Origin of the sequence: Mesorhizobium sp. M0244 (assembly GCF_040321795.1) — a bacterium.
GTDB lineage: Bacteria > Pseudomonadota > Alphaproteobacteria > Rhizobiales > Rhizobiaceae > Mesorhizobium.
The window spans coordinates 19,284-34,239 of sequence record NZ_JAMYSE010000036.1; the positions used below are offsets into that span (position 1 = coordinate 19,284).

Annotated in this window: 9 protein-coding genes and 5 pseudogenes; 8 read left to right on the forward strand and 6 right to left on the reverse strand. The window is 57.9% G+C overall.

Annotated elements, in window-relative coordinates; genetic code table 11:
• Positions 1-67: 67 nt before the first annotated feature.
• The 3 genes and pseudogenes from NKJ08_RS20775 to istA all read right to left on the reverse strand — a co-directional run bounded on the left by NKJ08_RS20775 (position 68) and on the right by istA (position 3,854).
• Positions 68-907, reverse strand: a complete 840-nt coding sequence (locus NKJ08_RS20775) for an enoyl-CoA hydratase/isomerase family protein (RefSeq protein WP_352783074.1) — start codon at positions 905-907, stop codon at positions 68-70.
• 683 nt (positions 908-1,590) lie between these two features.
• Positions 1,591-2,364, reverse strand: coding sequence for an IS21-like element helper ATPase IstB (istB, locus tag NKJ08_RS20780; protein ID WP_352783076.1), 774 nt, complete (start codon positions 2,362-2,364; stop codon positions 1,591-1,593).
• Positions 2,361-3,854 (reverse strand): annotated as a pseudogene (gene istA / locus NKJ08_RS20785) (IS21 family transposase). The gene istB and the pseudogene istA overlap by 4 nt, the downstream one beginning before the upstream one ends.
• A 253-nt stretch (positions 3,855-4,107) precedes the next feature.
• On the opposite strand from istA, the pseudogene NKJ08_RS20790 reads away from it, so the two are divergent.
• Positions 4,108-4,808 (forward strand): annotated as a pseudogene (locus NKJ08_RS20790) (IS6 family transposase); the annotation flags it as partial.
• Between the two features lie 59 nt (positions 4,809-4,867).
• Positions 4,868-5,219 (forward strand): annotated as a pseudogene (locus tag NKJ08_RS20795) (thiolase family protein); the annotation flags it as partial.
• A 328-nt stretch (positions 5,220-5,547) separates the two neighbouring features.
• On the opposite strand, the gene NKJ08_RS20800 reads toward NKJ08_RS20795, so the two are convergent.
• Positions 5,548-7,128 (reverse strand): carbamoyltransferase C-terminal domain-containing protein, encoded by a 1,581-nt coding sequence (locus NKJ08_RS20800; RefSeq protein WP_352783079.1) that lies wholly within the window; start codon positions 7,126-7,128, stop codon positions 5,548-5,550.
• A gap of 698 nt (positions 7,129-7,826) precedes the next feature.
• Between NKJ08_RS20800 and NKJ08_RS20805 the strand changes: the two genes are divergently transcribed.
• Positions 7,827-8,078 (forward strand): AAA domain-containing protein, encoded by a 252-nt coding sequence (locus NKJ08_RS20805; protein ID WP_352783140.1) that lies wholly within the window; start codon positions 7,827-7,829, stop codon positions 8,076-8,078.
• Here the strand turns inward: NKJ08_RS20805 and NKJ08_RS20810 are convergent.
• Together NKJ08_RS20810 and NKJ08_RS20820 are read right to left on the reverse strand one after the other, a co-directional pair.
• Positions 8,069-8,311: pseudogene (locus NKJ08_RS20810) on the reverse strand (phage integrase N-terminal SAM-like domain-containing protein); the annotation flags it as partial. The gene NKJ08_RS20805 and the pseudogene NKJ08_RS20810 overlap by 10 nt on opposite strands.
• Positions 8,312-8,829: 518 nt before the next feature.
• Positions 8,830-9,349: pseudogene (locus tag NKJ08_RS20820) on the reverse strand (IS701 family transposase); the annotation flags it as partial.
• Between the two features lie 191 nt (positions 9,350-9,540).
• Here NKJ08_RS20820 and NKJ08_RS20825 point away from each other — a divergent pair.
• From NKJ08_RS20825 to NKJ08_RS20845, 5 genes are all read left to right on the forward strand, one after another.
• Complete coding sequence (locus NKJ08_RS20825; RefSeq protein ID WP_352783082.1) at positions 9,541-10,680, forward strand: aromatic ring-hydroxylating oxygenase subunit alpha; 1,140 nt, start codon at positions 9,541-9,543, stop codon at positions 10,678-10,680.
• A gap of 193 nt (positions 10,681-10,873) precedes the next feature.
• Positions 10,874-11,803 (forward strand): 3,5-dioxohexanoate:acetyl-CoA acetone transferase, encoded by a 930-nt coding sequence (gene kce / locus NKJ08_RS20830; protein ID WP_352783142.1) that lies wholly within the window; start codon positions 10,874-10,876, stop codon positions 11,801-11,803.
• 1 nt (position 11,804) lies between these two features.
• Positions 11,805-13,226 (forward strand): aminobutyraldehyde dehydrogenase, encoded by a 1,422-nt coding sequence (locus tag NKJ08_RS20835; RefSeq protein WP_352783085.1) that lies wholly within the window; start codon positions 11,805-11,807, stop codon positions 13,224-13,226.
• A gap of 21 nt (positions 13,227-13,247) precedes the next feature.
• Complete coding sequence (locus tag NKJ08_RS20840; protein WP_352783087.1) at positions 13,248-14,015, forward strand: SDR family NAD(P)-dependent oxidoreductase; 768 nt, start codon at positions 13,248-13,250, stop codon at positions 14,013-14,015.
• Positions 14,016-14,951 (forward strand): 3-hydroxyacyl-CoA dehydrogenase NAD-binding domain-containing protein, encoded by a 936-nt coding sequence (locus NKJ08_RS20845; protein WP_352783089.1) that lies wholly within the window; start codon positions 14,016-14,018, stop codon positions 14,949-14,951. It abuts the gene before it with no gap.
• Positions 14,952-14,956: the final 5 nt, after the last annotated feature.

Genomic DNA, 14,956 nt, shown 5'->3' on the forward strand with positions numbered 1-14,956 from the left:
TCTTTTTCGGACGACGTGACAGCACCCTCGCACCTCATTGAAAAGCAGTATGCAATTCGGCCAAGTGTCATCCAAGTCCTTCGTAACGCGCTTGAAAGTTATTCAACGCCACTTTCAGACTTTTCTCAACTGTCATTTTGGTAAACTCTGCATACTCAGGAAGGACCCCTGCGATTGCAACCAGCTCGAGGTAGTAGTCCGTCGCGCTCTTGAGCCCTCGCATTTCGTAAACGCGATTGAGATACATCTTGTGCATCCGTTGCATATCGCGCGGCATTCGCGCCATGAGCGTTGCCTTCCGGCGGGTGACCTCGTGAAGTTCCTCAGGGGCCACAACCTCGGTTGCCAGACCCAGTTCCTTGGCTTCCTTGCCGGAAACTTCCCGGCCAGTCAGCAGAAGATCCTTCGCTGCCTTCATGTTCACGAGCCAGGGCATAAACATGCAATGGCCGGTGATGCCGTAGCGAACCATGCCGTAGCCCATCCGAATGTCCGAAGTGACGATGGAGACATCGCAAAACAGTGAAAGTTCGAACCCCTTGCCGATGGCATACTTATGAACGGACGCTATAACCGGCTTACTAACAAGCCAGGGCGTTGTGAATTGCTCGAACTGGCGAATATATTTAAGGCGATATTCGTACATCGACAAGTGATCGTCCGACGGGGGACCTTCTTCCAGATCATGACCGGCGCAGAATCCGCGGCCAGCACCGCGGATAACAATTACATTCACATTGTCATCATCATCAGCGCGAAGTAGTCCTGCCCTAAGTTCAGCGAGCAGGCGCTCGTTCATAGCGTTGATTTTTTCAGGCCGGTTCAGCGTTAGCCAACAGACCTGTTCGGTGTCCACTTCATAGATGAGATGCTCGTATTTCGTAGTCTCAGGTGGAACATGGTACATCATTTTCTCCCGTGGAATCGGATTGGTATTTGAGCCCGCGATCCGAGACTGGCTGGCGAATTCTCTAAGGAGGGTGATTTCAAGCCGGTCCAGGGCTGTGGTCGAGTTTCCATGCCAGTAATAGCAGGATGAGTTCTCCTCAGTCTGTGCCGATGCGCGTTTGCAGGTAGCCTTGCATGTGTCATGCCAACTGAGAAATTGATTTCAGAACAATGCGATCGCCCTGATCGCGCCCTGTCTCATGTCTGACATCGTCGAAGATCCGACAACGAGTGCAACCGTGAGCCTGATCGATCTCCTGTGGCGAGTTCGCAGGACGGTGCTGTCACGTTGTTCGAAAAAGAACGGGATTGGGTATCTGGGGCCTGGTTTCGGACAGCATTTCGTTCACGGCTTTCCACTTCACCGTAGGCTTGAAGCGCCGATTTGTTGCAACGTTTTGATTACGGGCTGCCACGCGACAATTACGGTGTCCGTCTGGCGACAATTAAACTGGCAGAATTGGACAGTTACCGAGTAACGATAAGAGGTATATCCTTCCAATTGTCGTTTGGCAAGAGAGAGCCTTAGCGACAATCACTTTAATTGTCGCTGGATGCTTATGATAGCGGCGTGCGTAATTGTCGTTAGCTATTGTCCCAGCGACAATTACAGCCCATGCGATGATGTGTTGCTGTTAAAGCCTAAGCTAAGATGGGAGTTTCCTCGTTGGCGGCTCTGCGGGCGGCGGAGCGCTCTCGATAGCTTTCGCCATTCATTTCTATGATCGTGGCGTGATGGACCAATCTGTCCACCGCCGCCGCTGTCATGGCGGCGTCCGGGAAAACGGTGCTCCATGCTGAAAATGCATGATTGGCGGTGATGGCGATGCTGTGCCGTTCGTATCGATGCGCGATGAGTTCGAACAGGACGCTGGTCTCGGCTTGATCCTTCCTGACATATGAAAGGTCGTCGAGTACGATGAGGTCGAACTTATCGAGCTTCTCAAGGGCGCCGATCAGGGAAAGGTCGCGACGCGCAGTCTGCAGCCTTTGAACGATGTCGATGGTACGCGTGAACAAGACCCGCTTTCCAGCATCGATAAGAGCATGGCAGATGGCCGCGATAGCGTGACTTTTGCCTGTGCCGCTTTTGCCGAACAGCAAGAGGTCGTCGCCGTTCTTGATCCAGTCTCCGCCGGCGCCGAGGGACAGAAGTTGCTGTTTGCGCACGCCTGGTGCAGCGTCGAAATCGAAGCTGGCGAAGGATTTGCCAGCCGGCGCTTCGGATTGATCGCGATGACGCTGGATGCGGCGGGAGGTGCGCTGGGCGACCTCGATCTCCATCAGCGTAGCGATGGTTTTTTGGGCTGGCCAGCCGTCGCGGTCGGCGGTGTCGGCGATGCGCCGCCAATTGCGCGCGATGCTGGGCAGGCGCAGTTCGGTCAGCAAGGAGGCGAGGATGGCTGCGTCGGTCATGGCCGTACCTCGCAAGCCGAGGGCAGAAGCCGATTGTAGGCTTCGAGATTTGGCTCTGGGATGGCGACCTCGCTCGACGAGCTCGGTTTGCTCGCGAACTCGATCTCAAGTTTGGCGAGGTCAGGCAGCCGGCCGGCTTCCAGGATTGCGTCGAGACGATCGGCCAAGGTGATCTCAATGGCTTCGCAGGTCGAGGCCAGAGCCAGCAAAGCGACCATTGACCGGCAGGCGTCTCTGGGCGGCAGGGCTTCGTCCAGAGCGGTCCAGGCGCGAGCGTAGGCTGCGCGCCGGAAGAGTGCTTCGCGGTAGACGAGGTATCGGAGGGCTTGCGGCTTGCGCCGCAGTGTACCGATCAGATGATGATAATCGATCGAGTGACCGCGTGCTCGGTCGGTCCGTACGCGAGTTATGCGCATGACTGGGTCGGGGCCGAGGAAGCATTCCAGCCGGTCATCTAAGAGACGCACTGCGATCTTGTTGCCGATGAGCCGGGACGGAACGGAATAGAGGATCCGATCGACATTAATGGTGCTGTTGCGTGTCACCTTCGCCGTCACCATCGCGATGTCGGTGGTTCGGCGCTTGGGCAGAGTTTTGAGCGTCTCGCGCTCGGCCGCGACGGCCTTGGCGCGGCGGGCGCTGTGACGATCGCAGACGCCACCGACGAAGGCTCGATAGGCTTCAAGGCTGTCGAATCTCGGCTTCCCCGGCGCCGGAGCCTCTGGTCGAGGCGGATCTTGATGTGGCCGTTGGCGGCTTCGATGCTACCGTTCTCATTGGCGACGCCGGGATTGTTGCGGGTGGGCTCCATGCCGTAGTGCCGGCACAGGTCGCCGTAACGCTTGGTAAAATCGCGTTCGGCGTCGCGGTCGAGGTTTTTGAAGGCAGCCGACAGCGAGTCCGTCCGGTGTTCGCGCGGCACGCCGCCCAGCTTCCAAAGCGCATCCTGCAGGCCTTCGGCGACAGCTAAAAAGCTTTCGCCGCCGAGAATGACTCGCGCATGTTCCCAGCCGCTACAGGCCAGCCGGAAATGATAGAGGCGGTGCGGGAAAGGCTCGCCGGCAATGGTGACGCCGAGGCCGTCCGTGACAGTGAAATCGGACAGGGCCTGGCGGCCGGGATCATGGCGCTGAGGGAAGAAGACCTCCGTGAAGGGCGCGCCATTTGGCGATGCGACGCTCCAGCGTGCGGCGGACGCTGTCGGGAAGAGCGTCAAGGCCGAGTTCATCCTGGAGGTCCTCGAAGATCGTCACGGCCATGACTCCTGGTATCCCCAGCATCTCCAATACCCGCGGCCAGACGTCCGTCAGTGGGTCGGTGCGAGTTCGCCAGGTTCGCGGCTGCTTCTTTTGAGATGGCAAACGCGGGTCTTTGTCGATGCGGCGTGCAGTGCGCGCGGCGCCGGCTGCGGCGGCATCCTTGCTTTGGTGTCGGGAACGGGAGGTCATGTAGAGCATCACCTGGCAGTCGGTCACATGAAGGTTTGGCATCGAGCTCAAATCGTTGGTTGATTGAGCTGCGATACCACCCTCGACGCAGAAGGGCTGACCCACCCTGAAGGGGGCTTGAAATCGCCGCCGTCCCCCCCCGCCGCCCTGTCGGGGGGGGCGCGGCCTCCCCCATCAACGGGCGGGGGCGGACGCCTTAACCAGCCAAGATAATTGTCGTCGAACTGGCCAACTTAATTGTTGCCGCGCAACGGGCACTGTGGCAAGCCTCCTTCGACATTTTTCGAAGGATTAGGTGTTTAAGGGTCGTCAGTTCGACCAGTCAGTGATCCTCCTTTGCGTGCGCTGGTACCTGGCCTACAATCTCAGCCTGCGTGATCTTGAGGAGATGATAGCCGAGCGGGGATCGCCGTCGACCACACGACCATCCACCGCCGGACCGTTGTTTTGTACCGCTACTTCTGGAACATTTAAATCGGCACAAGCGTAGCGTGACCGGGAAGTGGCATGTCGACGAGACGCATATCAAGGTCCGCGGCCAGTGGATGTACTTTTACCGCCATCGACAGTGTCGGCGACACGGTCGAATTCCGGTTCGGAGAGCAGCGTGACCTGTCTTCAGTCAACCGGTTCTTCTGAAAAGCGCTAGCACGTCATGGCCGGCCCGACCGCGTCGTCATGATGGTAGCCAGACCAACCAGGAGGCTATCGTTTTCTATAACATCACAAATCGCGTTTTCTGTCACATCACAAATAGCTTGCAGGATCGTTCCCGAAGCCGATCCGAATCCGCAAGAGTAAATACCTGATTAACAGGATCGAATAGGACCATCGTGCATCAAGCGCCGCATCCGGTCAATGCTCGGCTTCAAATCACCAGCATCAGCCGCGATCATCCTAAACGGCATCGAAATGCATCACATGATGCGTAAGCCACAGGCGAGGTTCCCCTTCAATCCGAATCCAATCCTGGCCGAGCAGTTCCAAATCCTTGCCGTGATTGGCCTCGCGTCACACCACTCTGCGCTCCCATTCAGCAGTTGCAACAAAACCATGCCTTCTACGGCTATCACATGGGGCGTCACCGGAGAGAACGTCGCGCGCAAGTGGCAGCTGACCCGTCAGGAGTGGGACGAATTCGCATTCCGCTCCCAGTACAAGGCGGAACCTGCGCAGAAGGCCTGCAAGTTCGCCGATGGGATCATCCCTTTCATCGTCAAGACCCGCAAGGGCGAGGTCACCGTCGACCAGGATGAATGTATCTGCCACGGCGCCACGCTCGAGTCCATGACGAAGCTCCGGCCCGCTTTCGACAAGGACGGCACGGTAACCGCCCGTAACGCATCCGGCATCAATGATGGTGCTGCCGCAAGGCTCCGGTCTACGGACCGCGCAAGCCGCGTCGGGCGGTGAGCGATCCCTTCACCCTGTCTTCGCGAACGCGTCACGCGATATTCCGGACTCATCGGCACCCGGCTTTCGGGGGACTGAAGGATCTCGGCAAGAAAGGCTTCGGCTTCCATCTCGATCACCTGCGCAAGCGATTGCGCGCGCCTGTGCGAAGCACATCCGGTCATCGATTTCGTCGGGCTGACGAAGGCGAACAATGTTGATAGTCTCATCCCTGACGTATCGCTCTCCTTGGGGAGGTCCTGGCAAGCTTCAACCACCCGCCTTGATGCGCTGCTCTTGTCAAACCGTTTCCGCGATTGCTCGGAGGGATGCGCCTCCTACCTTATGGGGTCTCTTTCTGTCCACTCGCCGGCGTGAGGGGCCCCTCCTTGAGGAGATAAAAGGCGTCGTTAATCACGAATCCGTCAAGACCCGCAGCCCGGGCATAGGTCAGCAAGTCGCTTGCACGATTGATGAAGCCGGTACCGTTGAAGTTCAGCGATGTGTTGCAAAGAACGCCGACGCCGCTTTTCGCCTTGAACGAGGTAAGCAGTTGAAAGAGGTGCGGGTTCTGCTCCTGCGAAACGGTCTGGGCCCGCGCTGTGCCGTCAACATGCGTGACGGCCTCTAACCGGCTATCGAGAACCTTCTGGAAAAGAAGCATGTAGGGAGACGGACGTGCCAAGTCGAAGTGGAGTGCGACGTCCTCCTCCAGGCAAACCGGCGCGATCGGGCGGAAACCCTCCCGGTTCTTGATGCGGTTTAACCGCTCATGGGTTGCTTTTGAGAAAGGCGCCGCGAGAATCGACCGGTTGCCGAGCGCCCGTGGCCCGATTTCGCAATTCCCCTGTACCCAGCCGATCACCTTGTCGTCGAGCAACGCCGAGGCTACCTGGCCGTAGTCGAGTGGATGGATCTCGAGGCCGGTGCGGTCAATTTCGTCAAGTGTGAAAGGCTGGCCTGAATAGACATTCCATTTGATCTTCGCATTGCCGGTGAAATGCCGCATCGCGTCGACTGCGGTCCCGATCGCCGAGCCTGTATCGTTTGAGCATGGAGGAATGAAAACATCGGAAAAAAGGTTTGTTTCGAGCCATCTGCGGTTCCACTCACAATTTAACCCGCACCCACCGGAAATCAGCAGCGGGTAGCCCTTTGTCAGGTTCTTCTTCGCGAAAGTGTGGAACGAATCGAAGATGGCGTCTGAAACGCGCCTGGCGAGGTTGGTGAACTTTTGATGGGTTACGCCAATGTTGTAGTAGGGCGAATTCCGCAGGTCCTCCTTGGACAAGGGATACACATCGCTTTGGAGCAGGAAATCAATTAGCGCCTGCTCGTCCCGGTCCGGCGATCCGGTCTGCCCATAGGCGCAAAGCGCCATTACCTTGCCTGCGTGTTCGATACGCGTTGGACCTTTGGGCAAGGTATATTTCGGATCGGCGAGCGCATAAAGGAAAGCATATTTGTGGCCCGGATTCGCCGTCACTTTTCCCCGATGCACGAACTGCAGGTGCTCATTGATTTCATAGAAATCGCCGCACCATCCTTCCCAGATCAGCGCGTAACAAGGCATGCCGGCGGGGAAAGGCGACATGCCGTAGGAGCCCCAGAGATGGGAGCGCTCGTGCGTCGAGGAATAGAAATGCACCTTTCGGCCGAAAATGGTCCTCTCGCCGACAATTTCCGATCCCTGAGCTATGCCGTAGTAGCCTACCGCGTCGTGGCCGAATCCCGTGCACCACCCACCGACGGCAATGACATCTGGAATGGCGTCTAGGCGCCCAGCGGCTTCGAGGATAGTCGTCGGGTTAATGGGCGTATATCTGGGAAAGCTATCCTTCTCAGCCTCGTATGAATAAATCAGCTCGGCTGCTGATACATCCAACGCTGCAATTGTGCCATCATGGTCCGGTTTGAACGACATTATCCTCATGCTATTACTCCCTGGCGCAACGCCACTTATCCTCTAGGTGTTCTTTAATCAGCTCTACGCTATCTGGTATTTCTGATTATTACTATATGATTATTCGTGCAACTAAACTTAGAACGTCCTTTCTATCACACCTATCTATAATAAATCAACGCCCATGTAGATAAGTTTATTATAAGTATTTGTGAAGAATTATTGTGAATTATCAAGGCTGTGTTTCTATCTGGTTACAGTCCTGCTTACAATCGAGGCGTCGCTGAAGCCGGGAGGCGAAGGTGTCGGCCGCCCCGCGCTGCATGGTACAAACTTAGAGGGCAAGCGCCCTCGCGGCTTCGCTCCGCATGGCCATTGGTGCACCCGTGCAATGGCCTTGGAAAATACCGACAGGTGGACCGCAATAATCGGCTTTAGGCTGAAGACTTTTCAGCGAGCCCCAAAAAAGGAACGGCAGTTCTTTCAGCCTTGCAATGGTTCTGAGCCGTTGGCGCCTTTTGGACGGGGGAAGAAGTTCAGATACTACTTCCGGCGTGGCTATACCCTGCCTTTGGCAGCAATCGCGACTAGATTGCAGACCGGATCGATGCGGCGGAATAGCGTCCTCGTCTCCGAGACATCCGACTTCTTACCAAGGGTCTTCCCTGCTGCCTCTCGTTCGCAACAATCCGCGGTCGGGTGGCTAGGCAATCGGCTTTCTGCGCGACCGCCGTCGAATGAACGTGGCGCTGAGCCGGGCAAAATCCAAGCTGGTCATTGTGGGAAGCCTCCAGTTCTTGAGTGAGGCAGTTCGGGGTGTCAATCCTGACGAAGAAACCCACGACCTAACATTCCTGTCCGATATGATAGTGACGATCAACTCGCTGTCCGAACAGAGGCGAGCCAATGGACTCGCTCTTGCTGAGTTTGTCCGGCCAGGCAGATCAGATCGACCCAGCGTCACGCCGTAGAAGAACGCAAGGCGCAAACGGTCCGGTTGAACGCGCCCCCACGAGACCCTTCGGCCGACCAAGTGGGCCTGATAGGCGCGCACCTCTTCGTATCCCAATTGGTCGGGTGATCGTCCAAAAAATCGACTGAACTTCGCCACGTGATGCACGTACGATCGCTGGGTCTCCGGTGACAAATTGCGGATCGTCAGATCTTCAATCATCCGCTGACCCAGAGGGCTTATCTGGGCCATCTGGGTCCTCCTGTCCGGAGGGTTGGCTCGACACCAAATCTTCTCAGACAGGGGCCTCCTCAGCCCAGACCCGCGCCCCAGCTACCACGGCAGCGGTTTAGTTCAGTCTGATTTGCAACGCATGGCATTATCCGGCGGCCACTGCCGTCACGCATACGGCATCCGGTTCCGCCGCGTGTCCTTGTCGCGTTTATGCGGCAAGGCAGCTCGTCGGATATGCTCCAACGCGATCCGCGGCCGCATGGCAGAATTCGGCCTTATAGTGGCGAAGGGCGCGCAGAACCTCGATCGACTGAGGGAGCAACTGGATCGACTGCCCAAAGCGGCCCTAACGCCCCTCGAAGGTCGTACCGTCCCTACAGCGGCGACAAGAGCGGTGGCATTGAGAACACCGATACCGGGGATCGACGTTTCAGGCGCCGCGCGGCGGCATCGTTGCGGGTCAGTTCCGTGCCTCTGCAGCACACTCTCATCGATGAACACGCGCTTCGCCGGATCGAGATCCTGGCTCGGAGGGTAGCCTTCCGACGCGTCAGATCGTGGGCCCAAGCCTTCGGCAGATATAGCGCCCGATCCATAAAGGCATGGCCGTGGCGCGATACGTACGCTGCGAACACGCCGATCTGGCAGTTGATTATCTTTCCTGCTGATCCCGTGTACTGCCGCGCCACCCCGCACGATGCTTTGCCCTGCTTGAGGAAACCCGTTTCGCCAATCACCAGAACCGCGGCGTCGTCCGCCATATGCTCGACGACGTACCCACGCACCAGGTCACGCATCGCATCGGCGTTCCCACCGATCCCGACCCAGAAGAGCCTGCTGCCGCCAAGGGGCAGAATCGCCGGCAGCCTCCGCGCGCATCTACCTAGCTAGTCTTGCGCCCGCTCCCCGCTCAGCACACCGTCCAGGAACAATCCCGCGTTCACCCGCCGAGCGCTCCTGCGCAAACAGCGGACGCATCCGTCCTTTCACATCCCGCAGCGACACAACTCAAGCGTCGTTTCGATCGATGCCACCATCCCACGACTTCCGAATCATGGTCACTCATTGGTTCAGACACCTCGCCGTTCAGCAACATAAAAATGACAACCGTAATTGCTAGCATAACGCTTGTCGGCCGTGCAGCGCGCCAAGGTCGGAAAATGCTAAACCAAAGGCGAACTGCGCACAGTTTGTTTCAGCCTGCGGTATCAAACTCCGGCAATGCAGCACGAAAGAAAGGCACTCAGATGACTCCGCTCCCTTCCCATGAAGATTTCACCTCAATCAAGGAAGGATATTCACCAAATCCATCTGCATCGCTTTCTCTCAAAAGTGATGCCTACACAGATCCGCGTTGGCATGAAGTGGATGTGAGCGCGATTCTTGCCAAGACCTGGCAGTGGGTTTGCCATGTCGAAAAGGTCAGGAATCCGGGCGACTACGTTGCCGTGGAGATTGCCGGGCAGCCGGTCGCTGTCGTCAGAGACCGAGAAGGCGTCCTGCGAGCATTCTACAACGTTTGCAAACACCGTGCCCACGCCCTCCTGTCCGGCGAAGGCAACTCAAACAAGATCATGTGCCCCTATCATGCTTGGACCTACCGCCTTGACGGCCAATTGGTCCGCGCTCCGCACACCGAAACGCTCGAGAACTTCTCGACCAAGGAAATCTGCCTGGACCAAGTCCAAGTTGAGGAATTCTGCGGCTTCATCTACGTCAATCTCGATCCGTCGGCTCCCTCTCTCAAATCGCAAACCGGGGATTTGGAAACGGAGATTCGCCACTGGGCGCCAGACATCGACAAGCTCATCTTCGCCCATCGGCTGACTTACGACATCAAGTCAAACTGGAAGAACATCGTCGACAATTTCCTTGAATGCTACCACTGCCCCACAGCACATAAGGACTTCTGTTCGCTGGTCGACATGGAGACCTACAAGGTGACGAGCCACGGCATCTACTCAAGCCATATGGCCGATGCCGGCAAGTCGGCCAATACAGCCTATGACGTTTCGAACGCCACGGTGCGGACTCATGCGGTCTGGTGGCTGTGGCCCAACACCTGCCTGATGCGTTATCCGGGCCGGTCGTCGATGATCGTGCTGAGCATCATACCAGCAGGCCCAGACCGCACGTTGGAGACCTATGACTTTTTCCTTGAAAGCAAGGAACCGGATGCGACCGAACTGCAGACGATCAGGTACCTCGACGAGGTGCTTCAGGCTGAGGACATTGGTCTCGTCGAAAGCGTGCAAAAGGGCATGAACACACCGGCCTTCAAGCAAGGCCGCATCGTGAACGATCCCGCTGGGTCAGGACAGTCTGAGCACGCCCTGCATCATTTCCACGGACTGGTCCTCGACGCGTACGCGCGAGTAGCGCCCTAGCGGTGGCGATAGGGTCGAAGCCCTCCGCGATGCCGTGCGAAACGTATAGCCGATCCGAAATTACGGAACTCCTGACGATGTCACCAACCTCGTCAATCGGCTCCCAAGAGACAGTAGCACGCTACGCAAGTGGACAATTTTGGATCCTTGACGGTGGGCTGTCAGCCCAAGTCCAGCAGATGAGACTTTGAAAATGGCTAAACCAGTAATCATTACCTGCGCTCCGACCGGTGGAATCCATACGCCGACAATGTCGGAGTACCTGCCGATAACCCCCGCCGAGATCGCGCAAGCCAGCATTGAAGCTGCCGAAGCAGGTGCTGCCATCATCCATCTGCATGCCCGTAATCCCGAAACGGGCAAGCCCGACGCCAGGCCGGAACTGTTTCAAGAGTTTTTGCCACGCATCAAGCAATCCTGTGACGCAGTCCTCAACATCACGACGGGCGGCGGGCTCGGCATGACCCGCGAGGAGCGCCTCCAGGCAGCTTTGAGAACCAGCCCCGAGATGGCCTCCATGAACATGGGCTCCATGAATTTCGGCATCTTTCCTATGCTCGATAAATACAAGGACTGGAAGCACGCTTGGGAGCCTGAATTCCTGGCCATGACCAAGGACTTCATCTTTCGCAACACGTTCGGCGACATCGAATATTCGCTGCGTGAGCTCGTGGAGGGGCATGGTACCCGCTTCGAATTCGAGTGCTATGATCTGGGCCACCTCTACAACCTCGCTTGGGTCGTGGACCAGGGTTGGGTCAAGCCGCCCTTCTTCGTCCAGATGGTATTCGGGATCCTGGGAGGCGTGGGAGCCGATCTCGACAATCTGGTCCACATGCACACAATCGCCGAAAGGCTGTTTGGGGACGACTACGAGTGGTCTGTGCTGGCGGCCGGCCGACACCAGATCCCGTTCACGACCCAAGCCGCCCTGCTGGGCGGCAATTTGCGCGTCGGAATGGAGGACAGTCTCTACATTGGACCCGGCGAGAAAGCCAAATCAAGTGCGGAACAGGTCCGGAAAATCCGCTCGATCGTTGAAAATCTGGGGCGCACCATCGCCACCCCGGAAGAGGTCCGCAAGCGGTTGCACCTTAAGGGTGCCGACCAGGTTGCGTTCTAGCATGTCGACCAAGCTTCTTATCAATGGCGAACTGGTTGAGGGCGATGGCGAGCGCCATGCGATCGTAAATCCAGCAACGGCCATGGAAATCTCTCAGGTCCGGGAGTCGAGTTTTGAACAGGTTGATGCAGCCGTGCGAGCGGCTGCCGAGGCCTTCGAGCATTTTTCCCTGACTTCACCGGCGCATCGATCAAGCCTTCTCCTGAGCATTGCCGATCTCATGGAGGCAAACGGCCAGCAGTTGGCCGAACTGGAAAGCCTGGACGTCGGGAAGCCTTGGCCGTCGGCATACAATGACGAGCTGCCCCTCATCGTTGACACCTTTCGCTTTTTTGCAGGTGCCATTCGCACGATGACGGGATCGGCGGCGGGGGAATATGTTGCGGGCCACACGAGCATGATCCGGCGGGACCCTTTGGGGCCGGTGGCGGCGATTACTCCCTGGAACTACCCACTGATGATGGCGGCCTGGAAGATTGCCGCAGCGTTGGCGGCCGGTTGCACCGTCGTCCTCAAACCTTCGGAAACCACCCCGCTGTCCACCCTGTATCTTGCCGAACTCTTGGCGTCGGTCCTGCCCAAAGGCGTTCTCAACGTAATCCACGGTCGAGGCGCCACGGTTGGAGATCGGCTGATCCAAGCCGCCGAGATCGAGGTGATCGCTATTACCGGATCGCCGGCGACCGGCATGGCCGCCATGCGTGCCGCAGCGCAGACGCTCAAGCATGTTCACCTCGAACTGGGTGGGAAAGCCCCGGTCATCGTGTTTGGCGACGCTGACATTCCAAGCGTTGCGAAGACTCTCCGAGGGGCCAGCTTTTTCAACGCGGGACAGGATTGCGCCCAACCCTGCCGGGTTCTGGCCCACGACAGTGTCTATGACGCCCTCGTTGCCGCTATCGCCTCGGAGGTCGCGGAGATCAAGGTCGGAGCACAGAGGGTCCCAGGGACGGAAATGGGGCCGCTTGTATCGGCCGCACACCGGGATCGGGTCGCCGGGTTCGTGGAACGAGCCCGGGGAACAGCCGAGATCGTGCTTGGCGGCGCCGTGGGCGATGGACCCGGCTATTTTTACAAGCCTACGGTGATCGCCAACGTCGACAACGATGCTGAGATTGCCGAGAGCGAGGTCTTTGGACCAGTCGTCACAATATCCAGATTTTCAGACGTCGCGGATGCCATACGGATAGCAAATTCGGGCCGCTACGGACTGGCATCTTCCGTTTGGACGCGTGACGTCGGAACGGCCATGTCGGTAACAAAACGCCTCCGCTACGGCTTCACTTGGGTCAACGCGCACGGTGTCGCGACGCCCGAGATGCCATGGGCGGCCATGAGGGGGTCCGGCACCGGCAGCGACATGTCTATCTACGCCCTTAATGCGTATACAGCCGTTCGCCATGTCATGATCTCACATAAATGAGCCAACCGAGGGCAACGTAAGGTGGCAAACAAAACCGGATTGGACGGCAAGGTGGCCATCGTGACAGGAGGCGGACGGGGAATTGGCCGCGCCATCGTCGACCGCCTGCTTGCGGATGGCGCAAGCGTCGTGACCTGCGGTCGGGGTAGCCGACCTCAAGACCTGTCAAACTCCGTAGTCTGGGTTCAGGCTGACATTGCCAACAGCAACGGCGCAGCGGCGATGGTTAGAGCGGCAAGCGAGAACTTCGGCAGCGCGGCGATTCTGGTCAACAATGCCGGGGTTCAGCTTGAAAAAACCGTCATTGAGACCAGCGATGACGACTGGAATCTGGTGGTCGGCACCAACTGCAAGGGTACCTTCAATATGTGCCGCGAAGTATTGCCGCAAATGTCAGAACACGGCGGCAGCATCGTCAATATAGGATCTATTTCCGGCAACGTTTCGGATCCCCGGATGGCCGTCTACAACGCCTCAAAGGCGTTCGTTCACGGCTTGACCCGTTCCATCGCAGTCGATCACGGGCCCAGGGTACGCTGCAACGCCGTAAGCCCCGGGTGGATCAGGACCGCTATGGCGTCAGAAGGTTTTGCTTTAGCCCGCGATCCCGAGCGAGCCGAGGCAGATGCGGTCGCCAGGCATGCAGTCGGCAGGCTCGGCGAGCCAGAAGATATTGCCAATGCGGTGGCCTGGTTGGTTTCCGACCAGGCTTCGTTTGTGACCGGCCAATGTTTCATCATCGACGGCGGGCTCACCGCAGCATCTCCCTTGCAACCTGGATTTTTTTGAATGTCTGATCTCAAGCACACGGCAGTACTTGGTGCGGGCGTCATTGGCGCGAGCTGGACGGCGTTGTTCCTGGCTTCGGGCTACAGCGTCTCCGTTTTTGACGTTTCAGACTCCGCTGAAACCCAGGTGAGGAAGTACGTGGAGAATGCCTGGCCAGTGCTGAAAGACCTCGGCCTAGCCAAGAACGGCAACCCGGACCGGGCCAGTTTTCATAAGTCGGCGACCAAGGCCGTTGATGGCGCCCAGTTCATCCAGGAAAGCGTTCCCGAGAGGCTTCCTATCAAGCATGAGCTCTACGCTACTATTGAGCCTGCGATAGCGCCCGAAGCCGTCGTGGCGACGTCCGCTTCGGGGCTGACTCTCAGCGAAATGCAAGCCGGGTGGAAGGATCCGTCCCGCTTTGTCCTTGGGCATCCCTTCAATCCTCCGCACCTCATTCCTTTGGTTGAGGTAATGGGCAATGAGCGGACGGGTCACGGCGTCATTGAAACAGTCGAGCGCTTCTATGCCAGCGCCGGCAAGGTCACTATCCGCGTCAACCGCGAAGTGCCAGGCCACGTGGCTAATCGCCTGCAAGCCGCCGTGTGGCGCGAGGCAATTCATCTCGTAAAGACAGGCGTGGCAAGCGTCGAAGACGTAGACAAGGCGATGTGGGCCGGACCGGGCCTCCGTTGGGCTGCCATGGGTCCAACAATGTTGTTCCACCTCGGCGCGGGAGAAGGTGGCTTAGCCGCCTTTTGCGAGCGCTATACGGACAGCTTCAATCGCTGGTGGGACGATCTTGGGGTCCTTCATCTGGAACCCGAGCTTGCGAAACAACTGGTTTCTGGAATCGCAAAAGCAGCTGACGGCCAGACCCCTGCGGATTTGTCAGCGCATCGCGACGACCTCATCACCGCAATGCTGAAGGCGATAGCGCCCCTGCGCGCGAACTGAGGGGA

What these genes read in the sequence shown, in the direction of transcription:
- NKJ08_RS20775 (WP_352783074.1), bottom strand. Translation starts at nt 907, where the DNA reads ATGTACCATGTTCCACCTGAGACTACGAAATACGAGCATCTCATCTAT.
- istB (WP_352783076.1), bottom strand. Translation starts at nt 2,364, where the DNA reads ATGACCGACGCAGCCATCCTCGCCTCCTTGCTGACCGAACTGCGCCTG.
- NKJ08_RS20800 (WP_352783079.1), bottom strand. Translation starts at nt 7,128, where the DNA reads ATGTCGTTCAAACCGGACCATGATGGCACAATTGCAGCGTTGGATGTA.
- NKJ08_RS20825 (WP_352783082.1), top strand. Translation starts at nt 9,541, where the DNA reads ATGACTCCGCTCCCTTCCCATGAAGATTTCACCTCAATCAAGGAAGGA.
- kce (WP_352783142.1), top strand. Translation starts at nt 10,874, where the DNA reads ATGGCTAAACCAGTAATCATTACCTGCGCTCCGACCGGTGGAATCCAT.
- NKJ08_RS20835 (WP_352783085.1), top strand. Translation starts at nt 11,805, where the DNA reads ATGTCGACCAAGCTTCTTATCAATGGCGAACTGGTTGAGGGCGATGGC.
- NKJ08_RS20845 (WP_352783089.1), top strand. Translation starts at nt 14,016, where the DNA reads ATGTCTGATCTCAAGCACACGGCAGTACTTGGTGCGGGCGTCATTGGC.